This is a genomic window from Nocardia jejuensis NBRC 103114, from assembly GCF_001613145.1.
GTDB classification, from domain to species: domain Bacteria; phylum Actinomycetota; class Actinomycetes; order Mycobacteriales; family Mycobacteriaceae; genus Nocardia; species Nocardia jejuensis.
In genome coordinates this window covers 75,935-97,343 of sequence record NZ_BDBU01000025.1, presented here as the reverse complement: position 1 = coordinate 97,343, position 21,409 = coordinate 75,935, and the positions used below count along the sequence as shown (strand labels likewise).

Below are 21,409 nucleotides of genomic sequence, written 5' to 3'. Positions count from 1 at the left end.
TGCCTATGGTCCGTTATGCGTCGCCGCCTTCGGTACCGGGTGCCGCCTTCGGCGCGGCGTTGACGTCGTCGATGCGGTATCGAGCGGCCGCCTCCACCAGCGTGGCCTGGTCGATCTTCCCCGCGCGCGCCAATCCGGACAGCGCCGCGACCACGATCGACTGGGCGTCGACGTTGAATACCCGGCGCGCCGCGGGGCGCGTGTCGGAGAAGCCGAAGCCGTCGGTGCCCAGGGAGATGAAGTCGCCCGGAACCCACTGGCGGATCTGATCCGGCACCGCGCGCATCCAGTCGGAGGCGGCCACGAACGGGCCTTCCGCCTGCGACAGGACCTGCGTGATGTACGGCAGACCCGGATCCTGCTGCGGATTGCGCAGTTTCGCGATCTCCTTGGCCAGGGCTTCCTTGCGGAGCTCACCCCAGGAGGTCGCCGACCAGACATCGGCCTGCACACCCCACTCCTGCGCGAGGATCTGCTGCGCGCGCAGACCATCGGGCATGGTCACGCCCGAGACCAGGATCTGAGCGCGCACATCGCCTTCCGCGCCGCGGTTGTAGAGGTAGAGCCCTCGCAGCAGACCCTCCACATCCAGGTTGTCCGGCTCGGCCGGCTGCGACTGCGGCTCGTTGTAGAGGGCGATGTAATAGAAGATGTCCTCGCCGCCGAACTCGTGATGCTGCGAGTGCGACTCGGGATTGGTGCCGGGCAGCGCCTCCTGATAGGTGGAGGTCGACGCGCCGCCGCCGTACATGCGCCGCAGACCGTCCCGCACGATGTGGGCGATCTCGAAGGAGAACGCCGGATCGTAGGGAACACACGCCGGGTTCGTCGAGGCGAGCAGCATCGAGTGACCGTCGTTGTGCTGCAGGCCCTCACCGGTCAATGTGGTTCGCCCGGCGGTAGCTCCGAGGACGAATCCGCGCGACATCTGATCCGCCGCGGCCCAGAGACCGTCGCCGGTGCGCTGGAAACCGAACATCGAATAGAAGATGTAGAGCGGGATCATCGGCTCGCCGTGGGTGGCGTAGGAGGTGCCGACCGCGGTGAAGGACGCGGTCGATCCGGCCTCGTTGATGCCCTCGTGCAGGATCTGCCCGACCGAGCTCTCTTTGTAGGCAAGCATCAACTCGGCGTCGACCGATGTGTACAGCTGACCGTTCCTGTTGTAGATCTTCAACGAAGGGAACCACGAGTCCATACCGAAGGTGCGGGCCTCGTCGGGGATGATCGGCACGATCCGCTTGCCGATTTCCTTGTCGCGCAGCAGTTCCTTCATCAGGCGGACGAACGCCATCGTGGTGGCGACGCTCTGCTTGCCCGAGCCCTTGCGGACGGTGCGGTACGCCTCGTCACCCGGAAGTTGCAGGGGCTTAGCCGAAGTGCGGCGTTCGGGCAGGAATCCACCCAGATTCTTGCGCCGGCCCATCATGTACTGGATCTCCGGCGCGTCCTGGCCGGGGTGGTAGTACGGGGGCAGGTACGGGTTCTTCTCGAGCTCGGCGTCCGAGATCGGGATCCGCTGCACATCGCGGAACGACTTGAGGTCGTCCAGGGTCATCTTCTTCATCTGGTGCGTGGCGTTGCGGGCCTCGAAGTGCTTGCCCAGGCCGTAGCCCTTGATGGTCTTGGCCAGAATGACCGTCGGCTGTCCCTTGTGCGCCATCGCCGCCGCATAGGCCGCGTAGATCTTGCGGTAGTCGTGCCCGCCGCGCTTGAGGTTCCAGATGTCCCCGTCCGAGAGGCCCTTCACCAGTTCCTTGGTGCGCGGGTCCCGGCCGAAGAAGTGCTCGCGCACGTACGCGCCGTCATTGGCCTTGTAGGTCTGGTAGTCGCCGTCGGGCGTGGTGTTCATCAGGTTGACCAGGGCGCCGTCGCGATCGGCCTGCAGCAGCGAGTCCCACTCGCGGCCCCAGACCACCTTGATGACGTTCCAGCCGGCGCCGCGGAAGAAAGACTCCAGTTCCTGAATGATCTTGCCGTTACCGCGAACCGGGCCGTCCAGGCGCTGCAGGTTGCAGTTGACCACGAAGGTCAGGTTGTCCAGGCCCTCGTTGGCCGCGACCTGGATCAGGCCGCGCGATTCCGGCTCGTCCATCTCGCCGTCGCCCAGGAACGCCCACACGTGCTGATCGGAGGTGTCCTTGATCCCGCGATCGTGCAGGTAGTGGTTGAAACGCGCCTGGTAGATGGCGTTCATCGGACCCAGACCCATGGAGACCGTGGGGAATTCCCAGAAGTCCGGCATGAGACGCGGGTGCGGGTACGACGAGAGGCCCTTGCCCGGGCCACCGTGGCTGTACTCCTGGCGGAAGCCGTCCAGCTGATCCTCGGTCAGACGGCCCTCGAGGAACGCGCGGGCGTAGACGCCGGGGGAGGCGTGGCCCTGCACGAAGATCTGGTCGCCGCCGCCGGCGTGATCCTTGCCGCGGAAGAAGTGGTTGAAGCCGATCTCGTACAGCGCCGAGGACGAGGCATAGGTCGAGATATGGCCGCCCACACCGATACCGGGGCGCTGCGCGCGGTGCACCATGACCGCGGCGTTCCACCGGATGTAGGCCCGGAAGCGCCGCTCGACCTCTTCGTCGCCGGGGAACCAGGGCTCGTTCTCGGTGGGGATGGTGTTGACGTAGTCGGTGGAAGTCAGTGCGGGAATCGCGACATGGCGTTCTCCGGCACGCTCCAGTAGGCGCAGCATGAGGTACCGGGCGCGCCCGGGTCCCTCACGATCGAGCATCTCGTCGAAGGAGTCGAGCCATTCGCTGGTTTCTTCCGGATCGATGTCCGGCAGGTATGACGCCACCCCCTCGCGAATCACTCGTACCCGGCCCCCCGCCGGGCGGTTACGTGCCGTGCCGTTCGGGCTCGACGACGATGAAAAAGGGTGCATCAGGTCGGTCAAGACGTTTGCTCCTCGTACATGGGGTGGGACATCTGATGAGCGTCATTACCCCGGGCATCCGCTGGTTCGCGGCGTACCCGTAACGATTGGTTCTGCGGCGCACCTCACATCCTTGTGCACGGTGCGTCACAGGTCATCATGTCAGTCGGAAATCCAGTACGGTTCTCCAGGGAACCGCCGAGGGCCCGGAGGCGGCGGCTCGTGGTACCCGCGAGGGCCCTGCGAGCGTGATCTTTTCGAGACCGCCGAGGCAGGAACGGGGAGACGATGAAGCTGAACCCGCGTGGGTTCGGGTTGGCGTGCGCGACCCTGGCGGTCGGGACCGGACTGGTTGTCGCCGGCTGCGCGAACAATGTCGAGGGTACGCCGACAGCCGATCAAGCCCAGGTGACGTCGTACAAAGCCGAGGCCGCGACGTCCTCGGCGGCGGCCTCCTCGTCCAAAGCCGCGGCGGCGCAGGCGAAGGCGACCACGGATAATTGCGACCCGTTCCGCACCACCACCGGCCCGGCCGTGGACAGCTACAACGACTTCGTGGACGCGCACGACGCGAACGCTGGAGACCAGTCGGCCAAGCGGGACGCCGCGGCCGGAGCGCTCGACGACGCCGCCAAGACGGTCGAGACCCGGGTGAGTGCCTCCGGCGCCGATCTGCCGGCGGAACTTGGCCAGAAGTTCACCGATTACGTGGCCGCCGCGCGCGGACTCGCCGCCGAGGTGCGCAAAACGACAAGTACGTCCTCTGTCGCACCGCTGAACGAAGCGAGTCGCAAGGTCAACGACTCGTTGAACGCTGTCCGAAGTGCGTGCCCTGCCCGTTGAACCGGTCTCACATACGACATTTAGGGTGCGAATCTGGCCGATCGGCTTGCGCTATGGGCTTTTACCATGTTCGCTTGCATCTACCTATTGTCTGGAGTTGAGGAGGACACCACCGTGGTCGCCGCGGCGGACGCGCAGAACTACGCTCAGAAGCTTGGCATTTCACATGGGATGGCCATACAGGAACTGGGCTGGGACGAAGATACCGACGACGACCTGAGGGTCTCGGTGGAAGAAGCCATCGGGTCCGAGCTGCTCGACGTGGACACCGATGAGGTGGTCGACGTCGTGCTGCTGTGGTGGCGGGACGGTGACGGAGACCTGGTCGACGAACTGCTCAATGCGATCACTCCGCTCGCGGATGATGGCATCGTGTGGGTGCTTACGCCCAAGACCGGCCACGACGGACATGTCGACCCGGCCGAGATCGCCGAATCGGCATCTCCCGCAGGGTTGACCCAGACCTCGTCGATCAGTCTCGGCGAATGGTCCGGCAGCCGACTGGTGCAGCCCAAGACGCCCTCGAAGCAGCGCTAACCGCGTCTTCGCTAAGGTTTTCGAACGGGCGGTGTGTACGTTCTGCGCAAGCAGCGTCGCGCCGCCCGTACGAATGCCCGACAGATGGAGGTTTCCCGCATGCCGCTCGAAGTCGGCACGGTCGCACCGGACTTCACGTTGAAGGACCAGAACAACCAGGAAGTCACCCTGTCGACGTTCCGCGGCGAGAAGAACGTACTGATCGTCTTCTACCCCCTCGCCTTCACCGGCATCTGCCAAGGCGAACTCTGCAAGGTCCGTGACGAACTCCCCAAGTTCCAGAACGACAACGCGGAGATCCTCGCCATCTCGGTGGGCCCCCCGCCCACCCACAAGATCTGGGCCGCCGAACAGGGCTACACCTTCCCCCTGCTCTCGGACTTCTGGCCGCACGGCGCGGTCGCCCAGTCCTACGGCGTCTTCAACGACAAATCCGGCTACGCCAACCGCGGCACCTTCGTCATCGACAAGGACGGAATCATCCGCTTCTCGGAGATGAACGGCCCCGGCGAGCCCCGTGACCAGCAGGCTTGGGAGAAAGCCTTGGCCACGCTAGATTCATAACCCGTTGCCCTCGAAATCTTCCCGGGGGCAGCAATCCGGCCCGGGGGTTCCTCCCGGACGTCCGGGCGTATAGCTCAGCGGTAGAGCACTGGTTTTACACACCAGCGGTCCGCGGTTCGATCCCGCGTGCGCCCACTTCCAACCGGCAAGGATCCCGTGAGATCCCTGCCGGTTTTCTTTGGGTCTGGATCGAACCTGAAGCATCTGGAGGGTGTGACGGCGTGGCTCAGGCGGCTGTAGCGTCAGGTGAAAGCCCAAACTTCGTCGGCGCGAGCGGAGATTCGACTGCGGCAGCTGCGGGCATCGGTTGGATCGCGATCTCAACGGTGCCCGCAATCTGGCAGCGCTGGTGGAGGACAGACGTCCGCAGCGCGGGACGCCGGGACGGGTACATGCCCGCTGAAACCTGGGTATGTCCCGCAATGGGCGGGCGATAGCTACTGCCACACGAAGGTCCCGAGCCGATTCCGATGTGGGCCAACGTCGCGGATGTGAATCTGCGGCTCGGGCCGGACTCACGTCTGACGCCTGAACGGTTCGAAACCCTCTGTGCCGCTGGGCAGGGTCGCAGAAGCGGTGTCGAAGAGCATGACTCGAACAAGAAGATCATGCGTGGAGTAGTCGACGGTTACACCTCCTGCTGGAACACTCCTGAGTCGAATGGTCATTGGCGTAAGTACCGAATGCGAGTCGGTCTGGTCTGGTCGGTGCGAAACCCTGTACCCGATACCGGCAATCGGCCGATTCCGCCTCGAACCGGCGCCGTGTACCGTTCGGGAGTCTGGTAGGGGTGAGGGGATCGGTCGATGCGCGCGGGTGAGATTGTCGCTGGATATCTGATCGAGCGGAGGCTCGGCGGTGGCGGCATGGGGGAGGTGTTTCTGGCGCGGCATCCACGATTGCCGCGACGGATCGCCTTGAAGGTGTTGAGCCAGGAATTCGCGACCGACAGCGAGATTCGGGCGCGGTTCGAGCGAGAGGCCGAGCTGATCGCCCGGCTGGACCATCCGAATATCGTGTCGGTGTACGACCGGGGCGTAGACGGCGGGCGGCTGTGGATCGCAATGCAATTCGTGAACGGGCTGGATGTCGCCGCGCTGGATGCGGCTGAACTGACTCCGGCGCGGGCGATCCGGATCATCGTGGAGACCGCACGGGCGCTCGACTATGCGCATTCGGTCGGGATCATTCACCGGGACGTGAAGCCGGCCAACATCATGCTGGCTCGATCGGAACCAGGGCGTGGTGAGCGTGTCTTGCTGGCGGACTTCGGAATCGGGCGACTGCGCGATGATGCGGCGAACCTGACCCGAACCGGTACCCTCATCGCCACCTTGGCTTATGCGTCGCCTGAGCAGCTGGCCGGCGCAGTGCTGGACGCACGATCCGACCAGTATTCGCTGGCCTGCACGTTCTATCGATTGCTCTGCGGCGCAACCCCATTCGAGGCCGACAGTGCCGCAGCGGTGGTGGCCGGGCACCTACATTATCCGCCGCCGCCGGTCAGCTCCAGGAATCGGGCGGTGCCGGCCGCCCTCGACGTCGTACTGTCGCGGGCGCTGTCCAAGCGCGCGGTCGATCGGTTCGATTCCTGTGGTGACTTCGCCGCAGCGGCGGCACATGCTTTGTCGCAGGATGTTTGGGCGACCGAAGGTTCCCGTGAAGCGGCACCGGCCCACGTCACCGTGACCGCTCCGAGCGCTCCTACAGCGTCGGCGGCGATCGGCGGCTCAGCCGTCGGCGCGCCGGTGACGCTTCTCCGTGTGCGGCCCGAGGTCCTGGACCCGGCGCCCGAGAAGGGATCGTCGAGGTTCCGCCGTACGCCATGGGTCGCGGGTGGTGCGGCAACTCTCGTCGCCGTGCTTGCGGTTTCGGCTGGAATAGTCTGGTCGACAAGGGATTCCGAGTCGTCGTCAGCGCCCCCCCAGCGCCACTGCGGAACCGGATGCGAGTCTGAGCACGCGGGTCGCAGTGGATCCCGCCTATCAACCGCTGACTCAGGTCGACGCGCAGGGCGGACAGGGAGCTCCGCTGGGGACCCCGTTGGATCCGGCCGGGGACGGCAAGGCGGTGTGCGAGCCGCTGGCGATCGGGATGGCGGGCGCGCTGACCGGTCCCAACGGGGCGATCGGCGGCAATGTGATCGGTGGTGTGCGACTGGCGGTGGAGCAGTTCAACCGGAAGAACCCGGACTGCCGCGTAGAGGTGCGTGACCTCGACACAGCGGGCGACCCGCAGACGGCAAAACCACTTGCCCAGCAGATCGTCGCCGATTCCTCGATCGTTGCTCTGATCGGTCCGCTGTTCTCGGGTGAGACCAAAGCCGCGGGACCAACATTCGATGCTGCCGGTCTGCCATTCCTGTCCATGGGTACGCAGGTGTCGTTGTCGGCCAACGGATGGCACAGCTACTTCCGGGGGATAGCCAACGATGAGGTGCAGGGCCCGGCGCTGGCCCGGTATCTGACCGGAGTCGCCGGTCATCGCAGTGTGTGCGTGGTGATGGACAATACGGATTACGGTGCGGGGCTGGGCAGTTCGATCAGTCCAGCGTTCAATCGGCAGTGTGAGGCGACGATTACCGCCGGAGCCGATCTCGGCCCGGTCGTCGCGAAAATTGGCGAAGTCGGGCCGGATGCCGTCATCTATGCGGGCTATTCCACCGAGGCGGCTCCGCTGCTGCGACGACTCCGGGAAGCGGGCATCACGGCGGCATTCGCCACCAGCGACGGCAGTTTCGGCCCGGAGTTTCCGGGCGCGACCGGATCGGAGGGCGCAGGCGCGATTGTGTCGTGCGGCTGCGGCCCGGTCACCGATCAGTTTCTCGCACAGTATCGGGCGCTGACGGGCGGTACAGCAGGGCAGGAGTCGGTGGAAGGCTACGACCTCACCGCAATCGTGTTGCGCGGCATCGCATCCGGTCGTGTCACACGTGCGGACATGCTCGAATATCTGAGGGGGTACAGAGGCGACGGGATCGCACACAGCTATGCCTGGACCGGTACGGGTGAGCTGATCGCCCCTCGTGTGTGGGTCTACAAGGTCCGGTGATGATTCCGTTCCGGACCGCTCGCAACGACCACCGAGTCCGCGGTCACCGCGCGCCAGCGTGCCGACGCCGAAAACACCGGTGACACAGCGTGAACTGCCGCTGGTTTCGAGCGTCACGATTCCCGTCGAATGATGAATCTCAATGACCCGAGCCCGGCCACGAGGATCGGCCGTCTGCTCGGGTATTCGAAAGGCCGCGAAGCAGATCCGGCGGTTCAGCTCACCCCGGGTTGGCCGGAGGCGGCGATGAGACTGCGGACGAGCAGGTCGATGACCGCTCGCTTGTCCGCGTCGTCGCGCTTGTGGGTGAGGAGTCCTTCGATCACGAAGGTGCCGATGGCGGACATGGCGGCGAAATCGGTCGCGGCGACACCGGCGGTGCGGAGGTTGTCGGCGAAGAGCGCGTCGGCCAGTTGGTGGAAACCGGTGTGCCAGGCGTCGATGGCGGGGGAGGTCGCGGCGCGTGCGTGCACGGTGTTGACCAGCCCGTGCAGCTGTTCCAGCTGATCGACCACCCATAGCAGCCGGTCGTTCAGCGGCAGGCCGTCGATCTCCGCGTAGGTGGCGAGTGCCTCGGCCAGGATGCGGTCCAGGACCGCGATGAGCAACTCGTCCTTGTCCTGGAAGTACCAGTAGATCGTATTGACGGTGACCCCTGCGCTTTTCGCGATCCGCGCCGTGGACGCCGACTCGAAGCCGTCGTCGATGAGCAGGCGCTGCGCGGCGGCGATGATCTCCTCGCGCTTCTCCTCGCGGTTCTGCGGGCCTCGGTTCCTGGGCACCTCGCCACCTTATCTTGAGCATCGCTCAAGAAGGCGTTAGGCTTCTTGAGCGACGTTCAAGAAACTCACGAGATGAGGCTGGTTCCCATGGACCCCGACAACGCGGTCGCCGAACTGAGCCTGCTCGACACCGGCGGCCTGCTCGACGTGTTCACCACTCTGGAAGCTCCCACGATCGCCGAGATCGACGGCGAGTACGCCGCCGTCCTGCTGGCTCAGCCGAATCTGTTCGCCGTGGTGACCGGAAAGGTGGCCGTGGCCAACCCGCTCGGGCCGTGGCTGTGCAAGGCATTTCGGCCGGTCGACGAGAACGGTGGGCGCGGTTACAACACTTTCAGTGAGTTCGGCCGGGTCCGGCAGCGCTATCCGATGCGCACGCTCTTGGCCGAGTCCCGCTACGACGGCGCTCCGGCCTACACGCTCATCTATCGTGCCTACTCCTCGATGTGCGGTTCGATCCACATGGTGGACGAGGTGCGGCGTGCCGCGCCCGGCGTCTATCTGGGCATGGGCACCTGGGGATTCACCGACGCTCAGCGCCGCGTTCCCCGCCCGTTCCTGCTGACCGGCCCGGTCGGTCCGTACCGCGGCGACATCGGCACAGCCCGGCCCGGCTTCACTCCCGGCCGCCGTGAGCTGCCCGGCCCACCTGCCTGACCCCTCACCCCCGACCTGAGCGAAGGAACCATGACCACCTCCCCTCGCACCGCGCTGATCACCGGCGCGTCCGCCGGGATCGGCGCGGCGTTTGCCCACCACCTGGCCGCACGCGGCTACCAGCTGCTGTTGGTCGCTCGCCGCGACGACCGACTGCGGGAACTCGCCGCGCAGCTGACCACACGGCACGATGTGCGCTGCGAGGTCTTCGCCGCCGACCTCACCGATCCCGCCGCACCCGCCGCCGTCCTGGACCACGCCGACCGGCAAGGCCTGAACATCGACATCCTGATCAACAACGCGGGACTGTCGGGTAAAACGGCGTTCGCCGACACCCCGTGGGAGGTCTTGGCCGGTGAAATCCAGCTGATGATGACCGCCCAGACCCAACTCGCCCACCTGGTCATCCCCGGCATGAAGGAACGCCGCTGGGGCCGCATCGTGAACCTGTCCTCCGTCGCCGCGTTCGCTCCACCCGCGGCCAGCCTGCTCTACACCGGTATCAAGTCGTACGTCCTGAACACCTCGCAAGCGCTCGACATGGAACTCAAACCCCACGGCATCCACGTCACCGCCCTGTGCCCCGGCTTCACCCGCACCGAGTTCCACGATGTGATGGGCACTCGCGACCGAGCTGACCACCTGCCCGGGATCCTGTGGCAGCAGCCCGACGCAGTGGTCACCGAGGGGTGGGCAGCCGTGATGAAAGGCAAACCCGTGTGCGTCCCGGGCACTGTCAACAAGATCTCTGCTGCCGCCATGAAGCCCCTGCCCATCCGCCTGGGCTACCTCGCCGGCAAGATCCTCAATCCCTTCAAGAACAGCTGAAACCGCTCACTCGTGTTGAGCCGCTCACCTGCTTCGGACCAAGGTCGCCGATGACCGCTTGTGGGTATGTGCGGACGCTCGGTCGATGTCGGAACGGCACGGCCGCTTGATCTTCCGATGCACTGTGCCGGCCGCTTCGATGAGGCCTCGAGCTCGCGGGTACGAGGGGATGTTCTGACCAGAGCGACGCGGGCTGACGGATGACGGCCATGCCTGTATGAGTAATTCCAGGGGTGTGGATCCCAGCCGTGGTCAGTGCAGCGGCCGTCGCGGCAGTGCGTCGGTCCATGCCCGTTGTTCGGGGGTGTCGGGGACGGTGAGTCCACGCGCCTGCTCGAGTCGGTTCCATGCCGTGTCGGGGTCGGTGTGGTTGATGACGAGGAGCGCGGCTGCCAACAGTGATGCGCGGCCGATGCCGAAGCGACAGTGGGTGAGAACGTGTGCGCCGTCGTTCATTTCGCCCGCGAGGTGCTGGAGAGTCGGCAGCACTCTGGCCTGATCGGGCACACTCCGGTCGACGATCGGGATGGAAACGAACCGCAGGCCCGCCTCGCGTGCCGCGCGTTCTTCGTCGCCGAGATCGCACTCGTAGAGCTCGGCGGCGGTGAGCGCGCAGACCAGGTGGTCGACGCCGAGCGCCTTCAGCGCGCTCATCTCATCTTCGAGCCACTCTCCGCCGCGCGGCTTGGCCATGATGCTCAACCGTCCGGGACCCCGATGGTCGACGGTGTAAATGGTGGGGCGCATGCGTATGTTCACTACCTCGGGTTGTGATGGTTGTCGGCGGCACGAAGCCAGGTTGATCATGAGAAATGTTGCCAGGCAATGGTTTGCACGCCTTCCGGCGTGAGTGCGAGGCGCAGTTGGTAGGGCGAGGGTATGAGCCATGACATCGACACCCTTGCCACCGCGCGGTTCCTGACCGTCGACGATTCGTTGATGCTCGCCTTGATCTCGGGCCGTGGCGACCGCCGATCGGGTTCGCCCCACGGTTGACCGACGCCGAGCTGGCGTCCTGTCGGTGTCCATCGAACCAAGCACCACCAGTGCCGAGCGCAGGTTCGCCATGCGAATTTGATCGATGTGCCGAAGCCGGGCAGGCTTTTTTCGGTGACGAACAGTTCTGAGGATCTGCGGTTGTGGGACGTTGCCGCTGACAACTATGTATCGACTGTGCCGGGGTCTACCGATAGCTTCTATCGGCGGATTCACGGGTTCCTGTGGTCGAAGCTCGGTCCGGTCGCCGATCGTGATGTCCTCGATCTGGGGTGTGGACATGGCTGGTTGGCCGAACAGATGCGGCAGGCCGGCGCCCGCGTCACGGGCATCGATGGTAGCGAAGCATTGCTGACCACTGCCCGATCGAGATATCCCGAGATCGATTTCCGGCAGCATGATCTCGCGCTCGGCCTGCCCGACCCGGACCGCCGGTACGACGGAGTCGTCGCGCATATGGTCCTCATGGATATTCCGGTGCTGGATCGTCTGATCGCCGATGTCGCCGTGGCGCTGCGCGCCGGAGGTGCGTTCGTCTTCTCGGTGCTGCATCCGGCCTTCTTCAGCCACGACATCGTCGACGGCGGCTCTTCCGGCGAACGTTATCGCAAGATCACCGGCTATCTCGAGCAGGAAACCCGGTGGATCGAATCGTTCGGCGGGCACCGTCATTACCACCGCCCACTGTCGTGGTACGTCGAGAAGTTGGTCGCCCACGGACTGGTCATCACCGGCGTTCACGAGCCACCGTCTTTGCCGCACAACGACATTCCGGTCGCCGAGTGGACCGACTATCAGAAGTGGTTCAGCACCATCCCCACCATGCTGGCGATTTCCTGCACCCCCGCGAACCGGGCCACGAGCCCGCAGCCCGGCTGACCCGCAGACGCTTCTATTCGCCGAACCCGCTGTGCGGCGTCCAGAAGTCCACGTCGGGTTCAGCGTGGCATCGGACAGGCCTTCTCATGGGTGGTGCCGACAGGGTTCGTGCAGAACGTGTAATCGGCAGTCCTGCGCAGCGGTTCGGGTGGTCGCAGCAGAGTCAACGACCAGTCGAAGGCGACACCTCGGGGTGCGCCGAATCGTGTTGCCCGGCAGTGATGTCGCGTGCCAAGCGACGTGATCCGGAGTGTCCATCAGACGATCGAGGAAGAATGTCACCCATGGAGCGCGTTCTCGACCTGGACCAGGCCGCTGCGGAGATCTCCTCGCGACTGCATTGAATGTCTACAGATCACCAGCTGCGATGAGTTCGGCGTCGCGCTCGATACTGCGGTCGAACGCTTTCTGAACGTCGGTCGGTCATCCGGCGCGTGAGCGCGCGAAGCCCCCGAGGCGCGAGCCCGTACCACCTTTGTGTCGATGCCATCGCGCGCTGAACCCCCGTGCGAGCCGGAGCCAAATCTTCTCGGCCCCTAGCGAATCGGTGAGATCGAGGGTGCGATCCTCTTCGGCAGGATGTGCCTGCGCGGCAGTCGATCTCGCCGCCAACGCTCCCGCCTGCCGCTTTGCTCAGTGCGGTGAGCGGTCCGGGCTCAGGCGGCCCTCGTAACACGCGCGAGTGCTTCGGGCGGTGTCCGCGCGCGATGTGGCTGGCGGATGAATCGGGCCCACCGAGCGCAGCCAAATTTCGACATCACCTCCCGAGCACACCGCGAGCAATCGCATCGAGTCGAATGAAGTGCCGGCCGACTCGGCTGTGCGTGCGCACTAATGTCGGCATTCACCGTTGGGATCGTGCCGAAGACTCCGGACTGTGTCATGCGATGTTCTGGTTCCAGACGCCGAGAGGGTGTGGACACTTCGTGGCAATGACGCTGGAGGATTTGATGGGTACAACGCGGTTGCGACACCTGACTGTCGCGACGATATCGGCGGTCACGGTGCTGGTCGGGGCGGGTACTGCGGTGGGCGATCCCGCTGATATCGCATTTCCGCCGGACCAGAATCAGTTACCGCAGTTGCCGTCCGAACCGCAGGTCTACGATCTGCTGCCGATTCCGACACCCTCGGAAGATCCTTGGTACGACGACCCGGAGGATCTCGCCTCCTATGCGCCGGGTCAGATCGTGCGCGTCCGGGAGGTGCAGACCCGGCTGCTCGGCATCCCGTTTCCGGTGTACACCAAGCAATTGCTGTTCCGGTCCAACGATGTTCACGACAATCCGATCGTGACGGCCACGACCGTCATCGTGCCCGGCATTCCGTGGCAGGGCAGTACCCGGCCGGTGCTGTCGTTCCAGGAGGCCATCGACTCCACCAGTTCCTCTTGCAATCCGTCGTACACGCTGCAGGTCGGCACGATGAAGGAGTCGGCGCTCGCGATCTACTGGCTGATGCAGGGCTTCGCGATCAACATCCCCGACTTCGACGGCAAGTTCAACACGTTCAACACCTACGCCGAAGGCAAGATGGTGCTGGACAGCTTGCGTGCGGTGAAGAACGATACGGAGCTGGGCCTGGCCGATGCCGGCATCGCGCTGTACGGGTATTCCGGTGGCGGCTCGGGCTCGATTCGCGCGGCGGAACTGCGTGCGACCTACGCGCCTGATGTGCGGCTGCTGGGCACGGCGGTCGGTGCCACCCCCGGCAGTCTCACGGGTATCGCGCAGTACGCGGTCCAGCCGCAACCCGGACTCGCCGGGATCGGCAATTTCACCATGTGGCTCGGGTTCGTAGCCCTGGCACGGGAATACCCGGAGGTGTTCCGGCCCGAGGAATTGCTGACCGAGGAAGGCAGGCAACTGCTGAGCGATTTCCAGTCGCGCTGCGTCATCACCATCGCTCCCTCGGGGATATACCGCCCACTCAGTGCCTATTTCAAACCGGGCAAATCGATGGAAACCGAACCCGCGATCATGCGGGTGCTGGAAGATAACAGCCTCGGCAAACACATCCCGGACACCCCGATCCTGTGGTGGCACGGCATCTGGGACGAGGTCGTACCACCCTCGACTGTGCTGCCGACGGTGAACAAGTACTGGGACAGCGGCGCGGACCTGCGGTTCATCACCGTGCCCCTGCCCGAGCACGGAGTCAACGCCGTGACCGGCTGGACCCCGTCGGTGGCGTGGACCAGCGCCGTGCTGCGAGGTCTGTCCCCGGGTCCGAAGTTCAATCTCGGATTCCCCGCGCCACTGCCGGCCGGCTTCCCGGGCGCGTGATCGCAACGGTCGACGCGGTATCGGTGTCTTAGGAGGGCACATGACTCAGATGTATTCCCCCGAGCCCGAACTCGCGCGCGACCAGCGATGGCAGCACGTGATCGAGCGGATTCACGCCCAGACGGCGAGCTTGGCCGCCACGCTCAAAACCGATGATCTGCTGCCCCATTCGATGCTGGACGCGGATTTCGTGCCGAGCGTGCAGCTCAATATCGCACTGTTCTTCCGCTCGCTCACCATGGACGACGAACTGTCCCGGCAAGACACGCGCCCGCTGGTCGAGCGGGCGCTGCGACTGATCCGGGACGGTATGTCCCTCGAGGAGATCCTGACCAATTACCGGGTCGGCACCGCGTTCCTGTGGCGCCGATCCATCCCCGCCCTCGACGTGGCGGAGTACCTGCTGCTCCCGGAACTCGGGCTGCGCTTGACCAACTACCTCAATCTGGTGGTCACGCACATCGCTACCGCACTGGTCGAGGACAGTCGGCAACCACGCTGGGACGTCCTGGAACGACAGGGCGAGATCGCCGCGGACCTGCTGGCCGGACGCGAGGTCACCTGGAACGGCACACCCGAAATTCCCATCGCGGAAGCGTTCCTGGTTGCGGCGGTACGGCTCGGCGAACCGGCGCCCGGCACCCTCACGACTATCCGCAATCGGCTCGGGCTGCTTCCGGGTACCTTCCTCTACCGAGACAACGGCGGCTGGATCGCACTCGTTCCTCGGCGCCCGGTCGACGAAGGCGACCCGGCGGCGGCGCTGGCCCGGCGAATCGGGTTGCCCAGCAGAGCCGTTCAGCCCGAGTGCTGGATCGGCGTCGCGACCGCACTCGCTCGCGCCGACATCCCCCGGGCCTACACCGAGGCGCACACCGTCGCCGAGACGGCCCGTGCTCTGGCCCGGCCCGAAACCATCTGCACCCGAAAGCACATGATGTTCGAATACTCCGTGGCCGCGGGCGGTGCCACGCTGGCGGCCCTGGCCGCGCTGCTCGATCCGCTTGCCGATAATCCCGCGCTGCTGGAAACACTCGATTCGTTCATCGACAACGAGTTCAACCACAGCGCCGCCGCTCAAGCGCTGTTCATCCATCGCAACACGGTCACGTACCGGCTCTCCCGCATCGCGGAACTCACCGGCTACGACCCCCTGCTGCCCAGCGGCGTCTCCACCCTCATGGCCGCGCGGGTCGCCCAACGCATCGTGACCTACCCCGCTCGCACGACGGACCCCCACCGCCACCGCCCCGACCCGACGAACTGATCGTCGGAAAACTGGCGACCAGCGCCGAGCGACGTCGGCGGTGTCGATATCACCACCGGTGGAATTCACCCGTCCTGACGCGCGGCCAGTTGGGTTCTGGCCTCGTCGAGTTCGGCTCGGAGCCTTGCGATTTCGTCTGCGTGGCGCTGATTGAGGGCCTGGACTTCTTCGCGGCGGTATTGGGGGATGAGGCTGCGGGAGCAGTTCCAGTCGAAGGCTTCGACGTCGATGACGATGCTGCGTTCGCAGCGGGCGGCGATTTCCGCGTTGCCGATCTTGCGGAGGCGGGCCAGGAGTTCGGGGTCGTCTGCCGCGTCCACGACGGTGGCGTGGCCGAATACCTTCAGACGCTGTTTGAGGGGGTAGTCGGCGAGGAAGAGCGCTACTTTTCCGTTGGAGTCGATATTGCCGACGGAGACGAACTGCTGGTTGCCGTGGAAGTCGGCGAAGCCGATGCGGGAGCCGCCGAGGTGGTGCAGGAATCCTGGTGGGCCGCTGCGGTATTGGATGTACGGCCAGCCCGCCGGTGTCACGGTGGCCATCTGGAACTGGAAAACGCTCTTGATGAGGGCGATTTCGCGGGAGTCGAGTTCCTGTGGTGCGGCGATGGGTGCGGTGAGGTCGGCGCCGTAGGCGGTGATGCTGCCGACGGCGCGCTGTCGCGCGAGGGTTTCGGCTCCGAACGCGAGGTGGTGGTAGCGCTGTCCCATATCGTCAGGGCTATCACACGGCGACAGGTCGTAACCACCTCGTGTGCGCGATTACACGACCGGGCGATATCGCGGCCCGACGTCGGCGCCGTGCGTAGAGGTGCAGCTCACAGTGGGGTAGCTGGCGTTTGTGAAGGTTACGGGGGTGGTTAGCATCGAAGGGTCGGACTGCTAGGGAACCCCGAGGACGTGTGTTGACTAACGACCATCTTGACCGCTGGAACGCTCACGAGGCTTCGGCGGAGGCGATGATTCCGATCATCGGACGGCTGTACCGCGAGAAGGGTGTGACCATCCTTCTGCACAGCCGGTCGCTGGTGAACAAGTCGGTGATCAGTATTTTGCGGACGCATCGGTTCGCGCGGCAGATCGAGGGGGAGGAGCTCTCGATCGAGGAGACGCTGCCGTTCCTCGAGGTGATCAGCGCGCTGGATGTGGGGCCGTGCAAGATCGACCTCGGCCGGTTGGTGATGGCGTATCGGGCCGACGGACAGGGACTGGGGGTACCGGAGTTCACGGCCGCCGTGTTCGCCGACATCACCGACGGGAACAAGGCGAAGGCCCAGGGGCCCCGGGATGTGGTGCTGTACGGGTTCGGGCGGATCGGGCGGCTGGTCACCCGGCTGCTGATCGAGAAGACCGGGTCGGGGAACGGGCTGAACCTGCGGGCCGTGGTGGTGCGCAAGGGCGGTGAGGACGATCTGGTCAAGCGGGCGTCGCTGCTGCGCCGGGATTCGGTGCACGGGAAGTTCAACGGCACCATCAAGGTCGATGCCGAGAACAACGCGATCATCGCCAACGGCAATGTCATCAAGTTCATCTACAGCAATGACCCGGCCGCGATCGACTACACCGAGTACGGGATCGAGAACGCGATCCTGATCGACAACACCGGTAAGTGGCGCGACCGCGCGGGTCTGGAGCAGCATCTGCGGCCCGGCATCGCGAAGGTGCTGCTCACCGCGCCGGGCAAGGGCGACGTGCCGAATATCGTGCACGGGGTCAACCATCTGGCGCTGGATCCGTCGGACACGATCGTGTCGTGCGCGTCCTGCACCACCAATGCGATCGTGCCGCCGCTCAAGGCGATGGACGCGGAGTTCGGCATCGTGCGCGGTCACGTGGAGACGGTGCACTCGTTCACCAACGACCAGAACCTGCTGGACAACTATCACAAGGCCGACCGACGCGGTCGTTCCGCGCCGTTCAACCTGGTGCTGACCGAGACCGGTGCGGCCTCCGCGGTCGCGAAGGCGATGCCGGACTTCAAGGCCAAGATCACCGGCAGCTCGATTCGCGTTCCCACCCAGGATGTGTCGATCGCGATCCTGAATCTGCAGTTGCAGCGCGAGACCACCCGGGAAGAGGTTCTCGACTACCTGCGTCAGGTGTCGCTGTCGGGGTCGCTGAGCCGGAATCTCGACTACACCGCCGCCACCGATGTGGTGTCGAGCGATTTCATCGGCTCGCGTGCGGCGTCGATCGTGGATGCCAATGCCACCATCGTCGATGGTGACACCGCGATCCTGTACCTCTGGTACGACAACGAATTCGGCTACTCGTGCCAGGTCGTGCGGACCGTGCAGTACATCTCGGGTATCGAATACCCGACGTACCCGCAGCTGGTGTCGCAGGATCGCTCGGATGCGCTCACCGTGGGGTGATTCCCTCTCGACGCGAGAGCTTTCGGCACGGTCGGCCATCCCGGTTTCGCGGGATGGCCGATCGCGTTCGCGCGGTGCAGTCGCGGAATCTGTTGTCGTCCATCAGTGGTTGTATGACGCCGTGCTGAATTCACTTGGTGTAAAACCATTTCGACCGGACGCCGATCCGGCTCCGGCGGTCGAGGTGGTGGCCGGAGATCTGGATCCGACCGAGCTGTACGCGACGCTCGGCATCGAACTTCCGCCGCTGACGCGAGTCGCCGCGACCCTCGACGGGCATCCGGTCTGGATGGCGCAGGTGGAGACGGGCTACCCGGCCACCGATCTGTGGCAGCGCGTTCGGGCGGTGTATGCGCGTACCGGCCTGTGGCCGTTGCTCATCGCGCCGCGCGCCCTGGAGGGCCTCGAGGAATTCGAGCCGGAGGGCGAGCGAGAGAACACCGCCGCGCCGATCGAATCCGAGGGCGCGGCCTGGCTCGAGCGAGCAGTGGCCGCCGACCCCGGCGAGGTCGCCTCGGTCCCCAGGAGCACCCGCGACCTCACCGACGAGGACCGTGATCACGAGGGATTCGGCTGGGACGACGCGTGGAATGTGATCGACGACGACAGCGATCAGCTCATCCTGGTGCCCGCGGCACATCCCTGGCTGGTGCCGTACCTGCTGAACTGGTGGGGCGCGTGCAATCACGATCTGAACGGCATGGATCACGCTGCGCTGCTGCGTCGTTGGGCGGGGCACTGGGGTGCGGAGTTGGTCGCGTTGAGTCTGGACACCCTCACACTGCGGGTCGCGAACCCGCCCGTGGACGACGATGCGGCGTTGTCGGTCGCGCTGGAACGGTTCCTGTACTGCTCGGACCAGGTTCACCAGGGCGCGGGAACCCTCGACGAGCTCAAACCGCTGGCGGCCGCACCGCTGTGGCGATTCTGGTGGGACTGACCGACTCGTTCATCCCGCCGACTTCGGCGCGGGCGGAGCGAGTTCGAGCCGTGCGGGACTTCCGGACTAGGCGGTGGTCGGCGCGGGCAGCGGAATCGGGCTGGGCTCGAACACCGTGACCAGCGCGATGATGTCGCCGTAGGGAGTTCCGCGGTGCGCCAGCCGATGCCCGAGACGCGCCAGCGACAACCGCCAGCGGTATTTGCTCTCGGTCTCGGACTGCACATGCGCGAGCAGCGTTCCGGCGGTGACGATCTGGGTTCGCCCCTGGCGCTGATGGGTGCCGAGGATCGGGTTGCCCCGCCAATCGGCGGGCTGGACCAGCACTCGGCTGTCCTGCTCGAGCTGCTCGGCTTCGGCGGAGTTCGAGGAGACCCGGAAGGCGATCCCGGCCTCGCCGATCGGGATCACCAGGCGTGGCACGGTGATCAGATGCCGGTCCCCGGCGACCCGGGTCACCAGAACGGTTTTGGCGTTCTGCCACACCAGAGACTCGGGGGAGGGTGTGCGGGTGGCCGGTTCCGGCCGGGAGTGCGGGTCGGGGTGGGCGATCTGTAGTCGGACGGTGGGGGATTCGGTCATGGTGTCGGTCATCGCTCGTGGGTCCTTTCGGTGACGAAATCCGTTACCTGGTCTCGAAATGACGAAGCGGCGACGGGATCATCCCGTCGCCGCTTCATCGCGATCGCCCGTGCCGCACGGACGTCGCCGTGCCGGGCACGTGGATAGCGATACCCCGAGAGCGCGCCGCAAACCGTGGCACGTCACTTTTGTGCCACACGCGACAATTTCTCAGTCCCACCGGTCGATGGTGTACAGCGTGCGGACCCCGTCGGAGGTGACGCGGAAGGTGTGGCCACTCGCGTCGCCCTTGGAGATCAGCAGCCCGCAGACCTCGGCCCGGTCACGGTCCGCGACGACCGCGGATTTGGCGTACTCCTCCAGGGTTTTTCGTATCTCGTGCAGCTCACTGGACAGGAACTCCGGGAAGAAGCCCGCGCCCGAGGAGTACGTCGTGTCGGTCGCGCCCGCGAGCGCGAAGAGCACCGATTGTTCGCGACCGGTGCGATCGTTCGCCACGTGCCAGGTCGCGGGGTGCGGGACCACGGCGGTCACCGTTCGATACTCGTCCGGGCGCAGGCCCCACTTGCCCGGTGCGGAGCCGTTCACGTACACGTACCAGGTCACGGGGTTGCGGCGGGTCTGGTTGTCCCACTGCACGATCGGCGGAGCATCGGGATTCGCCGCGGTCACCATGGCGCCGTAGCTGGTGTTCGCGTGCGGAACCCGGAACGCGATGTGCGTCGCGGCTGGAAGTACGGTGCGGGAGAACTTCTCCCAGGTGATCGTCACCGGAGGGACGTCGAGATCGGTTGCTCCGCGGTGTTTCTCGGCGGGCGTCAAATGTCCGAAGACGCCGCCGGAGCGCTCCTGTTTCGCGGTCGTCGACCAGATCGGCTGCACGTCAGCGAGTCTCGCGAAGCGTCGTTCGAGGGACCCGGCCGCGCGCAGTTCGGCGATGACGCGTTCGGCGCGCGCGATCATCGTCGCGGTGGGCGCGGCGGTGGGCCGACGGTACTGCAGCGGATGCATCTTCTCCGCGAATCGGCGCTCGACGGTGGCGAAGGGGAGGCCGTCGGTCAGGTCGCTCAGCAGGGTGCCGATCATTCCGCTCTTGACGTGACAATATCCCGCGGGCGCGGTGGCGGCCGCGAGCCGGATCAGGTTCTCGCGGCGGCGCTGAGCCGGTTCACCACGACGGGGCGCCGAGTCGAGCCTCTCGTGCAGCGCCGCCAGCCAGGTCGCGACTCCGAGAATGGCGTCGGAGCGGTACAGCTTCTCGGTGCGCAGCAGGGCCACAGTCCTTTTCACGACCGCTTCCGGGAATTCCTCGACCGCGCGCGCGAGCGTTTCGTGGTCGTGATTCTTCGCCGCGACATACCGCCGCACCGTCGTCAGGGCTGATTCGGTGTGCACCAGGTGCGCGGGCGGGGTGAGCGCCAGATGCGTCCAGCCGCCGCGCTCGGCATGTCCCCAATTCGTCGCGGTCGAGCGGAACAGCGAGGTGATCGCTCGGCGTTCGACTTCGGCGGCGAGCGCGGCGACCGCCGTCGCGTACGGCGCGGGAACGCCTTTCGCCGACCACAACGCGGATTTCGACTTTCCGTTCGAGTCGATGGTGACCAGTCCGCCGTGGCGCCGCACGAACGCGCGGCAGGTTCCGCAGGAATTCTCCGCCGCGATTTCCGGGGTGAGCGCGTCGAGGAACACCTGGTACAGATCGTCGCTGTGCACGGTGAACAGTTCGACGCCCTCGCGGGCATTCGACTGGAACGTCTGCCGCACGCCGGCCAGAAAATCCTCGTACGGGTCATTCGTCGGCGGCCGGGTGTATGCGGCGGCATGTGTTGTCATGGTGGGTTTTTCGATCTGTCGTCTCGGTCGCTGGTATCGAAGACTAGCTTTCGAGCGCGTCGCTCTCCCACTGCATTTTCGCCCGCCCGCAGCGTCGATGACCAGCGCGGTGT

Annotated in this window: 18 protein-coding genes, 1 tRNA gene and 1 pseudogene; 14 read left to right on the top strand and 6 right to left on the bottom strand. The window is 65.5% G+C overall.

The features are described from left to right. Positions 1-13 precede the first annotated feature (13 nt). A complete protein-coding gene (gene aceE, locus NJ1_RS20845) occupies positions 14-2,887 on the bottom strand; it encodes a pyruvate dehydrogenase (acetyl-transferring), homodimeric type (RefSeq protein WP_157574132.1) in 2,874 nt (957 codons plus the stop codon). A 279-nt stretch (positions 2,888-3,166) separates the two neighbouring features. On the opposite strand from aceE, the gene NJ1_RS20840 reads away from it, so the two are divergent. From NJ1_RS20840 to NJ1_RS20820, 7 genes and pseudogenes are all read left to right on the top strand, one after another. Beyond that, complete coding sequence (locus NJ1_RS20840) at positions 3,167-3,721, top strand: Rv2240c family protein (protein WP_067696976.1); 555 nt, start codon at positions 3,167-3,169, stop codon at positions 3,719-3,721. Between the two features lie 114 nt (positions 3,722-3,835). Continuing rightward, positions 3,836-4,258 carry a DUF3052 domain-containing protein gene (locus tag NJ1_RS20835; protein ID WP_084478588.1) on the top strand — a complete coding sequence of 141 codons (423 nt, stop codon included), beginning with the start codon at positions 3,836-3,838 and terminating at the stop codon, positions 4,256-4,258. Positions 4,259-4,357: 99 nt separating this feature from the next. Continuing rightward, positions 4,358-4,822 (top strand): peroxiredoxin, encoded by a 465-nt coding sequence (locus NJ1_RS20830; RefSeq protein WP_067697173.1) that lies wholly within the window; start codon positions 4,358-4,360, stop codon positions 4,820-4,822. A gap of 63 nt (positions 4,823-4,885) precedes the next feature. After that, positions 4,886-4,957: transfer RNA gene (locus NJ1_RS20825), tRNA-Val, on the top strand. 142 nt (positions 4,958-5,099) lie between these two features. After that, a pseudogene (locus tag NJ1_RS41030) lies at positions 5,100-5,225 on the top strand (zinc ribbon domain-containing protein); the annotation flags it as partial. A gap of 403 nt (positions 5,226-5,628) precedes the next feature. Continuing rightward, a complete protein-coding gene (locus NJ1_RS40605) occupies positions 5,629-7,035 on the top strand; it encodes a serine/threonine-protein kinase (RefSeq protein ID WP_245717496.1) in 1,407 nt (468 codons plus the stop codon). Next, positions 6,917-7,873: a branched-chain amino acid ABC transporter substrate-binding protein gene (locus tag NJ1_RS20820; RefSeq protein WP_084478573.1), complete on the top strand. Its 957-nt coding sequence runs from the start codon at positions 6,917-6,919 to the stop codon at positions 7,871-7,873. Before NJ1_RS40605 ends, NJ1_RS20820 begins: the two co-directional genes overlap by 119 nt. Positions 7,874-8,088: 215 nt before the next feature. On the opposite strand, the gene NJ1_RS20815 is transcribed toward NJ1_RS20820, so the two are convergent. Continuing rightward, positions 8,089-8,655, bottom strand: coding sequence for a TetR/AcrR family transcriptional regulator (locus NJ1_RS20815; protein WP_067696972.1), 567 nt, complete (start codon positions 8,653-8,655; stop codon positions 8,089-8,091). A 72-nt stretch (positions 8,656-8,727) separates the two neighbouring features. Between NJ1_RS20815 and NJ1_RS20810 the strand changes: the two genes are divergently transcribed. Together NJ1_RS20810 and NJ1_RS20805 are read left to right on the top strand one after the other, a co-directional pair. Continuing rightward, positions 8,728-9,312: a hypothetical protein gene (locus NJ1_RS20810; RefSeq protein ID WP_157574117.1), complete on the top strand. Its 585-nt coding sequence runs from the start codon at positions 8,728-8,730 to the stop codon at positions 9,310-9,312. Positions 9,313-9,342: 30 nt separating this feature from the next. Next, positions 9,343-10,140: an SDR family NAD(P)-dependent oxidoreductase gene (locus NJ1_RS20805; protein ID WP_067696968.1), complete on the top strand. Its 798-nt coding sequence runs from the start codon at positions 9,343-9,345 to the stop codon at positions 10,138-10,140. A gap of 252 nt (positions 10,141-10,392) precedes the next feature. On the opposite strand, the gene NJ1_RS20800 is transcribed toward NJ1_RS20805, so the two are convergent. Beyond that, entirely contained in the window at positions 10,393-10,887 is a 495-nt protein-coding gene (locus tag NJ1_RS20800; protein WP_067697169.1) for a phosphatase domain-containing protein, read from the bottom strand. A 336-nt stretch (positions 10,888-11,223) separates the two neighbouring features. Here NJ1_RS20800 and NJ1_RS20795 point away from each other — a divergent pair, with 336 nt between their 5' ends. The 3 genes from NJ1_RS20795 (at position 11,224) to NJ1_RS20785 (ending at position 15,567) form a co-directional block, all read left to right on the top strand. Beyond that, positions 11,224-12,015 carry a class I SAM-dependent DNA methyltransferase gene (locus tag NJ1_RS20795; RefSeq protein ID WP_245717503.1) on the top strand — a complete coding sequence of 264 codons (792 nt, stop codon included), beginning with the start codon at positions 11,224-11,226 and terminating at the stop codon, positions 12,013-12,015. 932 nt (positions 12,016-12,947) lie between these two features. Then, positions 12,948-14,300 (top strand): lipase family protein, encoded by a 1,353-nt coding sequence (locus tag NJ1_RS20790; protein WP_157574116.1) that lies wholly within the window; start codon positions 12,948-12,950, stop codon positions 14,298-14,300. 40 nt (positions 14,301-14,340) lie between these two features. Beyond that, positions 14,341-15,567 carry a PucR family transcriptional regulator gene (locus tag NJ1_RS20785; RefSeq protein ID WP_067696964.1) on the top strand — a complete coding sequence of 409 codons (1,227 nt, stop codon included), beginning with the start codon at positions 14,341-14,343 and terminating at the stop codon, positions 15,565-15,567. 65 nt (positions 15,568-15,632) lie between these two features. On the opposite strand, the gene NJ1_RS20780 is transcribed toward NJ1_RS20785, so the two are convergent. Further along, complete coding sequence (locus NJ1_RS20780; RefSeq protein ID WP_067696962.1) at positions 15,633-16,277, bottom strand: pyridoxamine 5'-phosphate oxidase family protein; 645 nt, start codon at positions 16,275-16,277, stop codon at positions 15,633-15,635. 194 nt (positions 16,278-16,471) lie between these two features. Here NJ1_RS20780 and NJ1_RS20775 point away from each other — a divergent pair, with 194 nt between their 5' ends. Then, entirely contained in the window at positions 16,472-17,941 is a 1,470-nt protein-coding gene (locus NJ1_RS20775; RefSeq protein WP_067697166.1) for a glyceraldehyde-3-phosphate dehydrogenase, read from the top strand. Positions 17,942-18,062: 121 nt separating this feature from the next. Beyond that, complete coding sequence (locus NJ1_RS20770) at positions 18,063-18,881, top strand: DUF4253 domain-containing protein (RefSeq protein WP_169813175.1); 819 nt, start codon at positions 18,063-18,065, stop codon at positions 18,879-18,881. Positions 18,882-18,947: 66 nt separating this feature from the next. On the opposite strand, the gene NJ1_RS20765 is transcribed toward NJ1_RS20770, so the two are convergent. Together NJ1_RS20765 and NJ1_RS20760 are read right to left on the bottom strand one after the other, a co-directional pair. Next, positions 18,948-19,475, bottom strand: a complete 528-nt coding sequence (locus tag NJ1_RS20765) for a hypothetical protein (protein ID WP_067696957.1) — start codon at positions 19,473-19,475, stop codon at positions 18,948-18,950. 198 nt (positions 19,476-19,673) lie between these two features. Beyond that, complete coding sequence (locus tag NJ1_RS20760) at positions 19,674-21,296, bottom strand: DUF8224 domain-containing phage-derived protein (RefSeq protein ID WP_084478570.1); 1,623 nt, start codon at positions 21,294-21,296, stop codon at positions 19,674-19,676. Positions 21,297-21,409 lie beyond the last annotated feature (113 nt).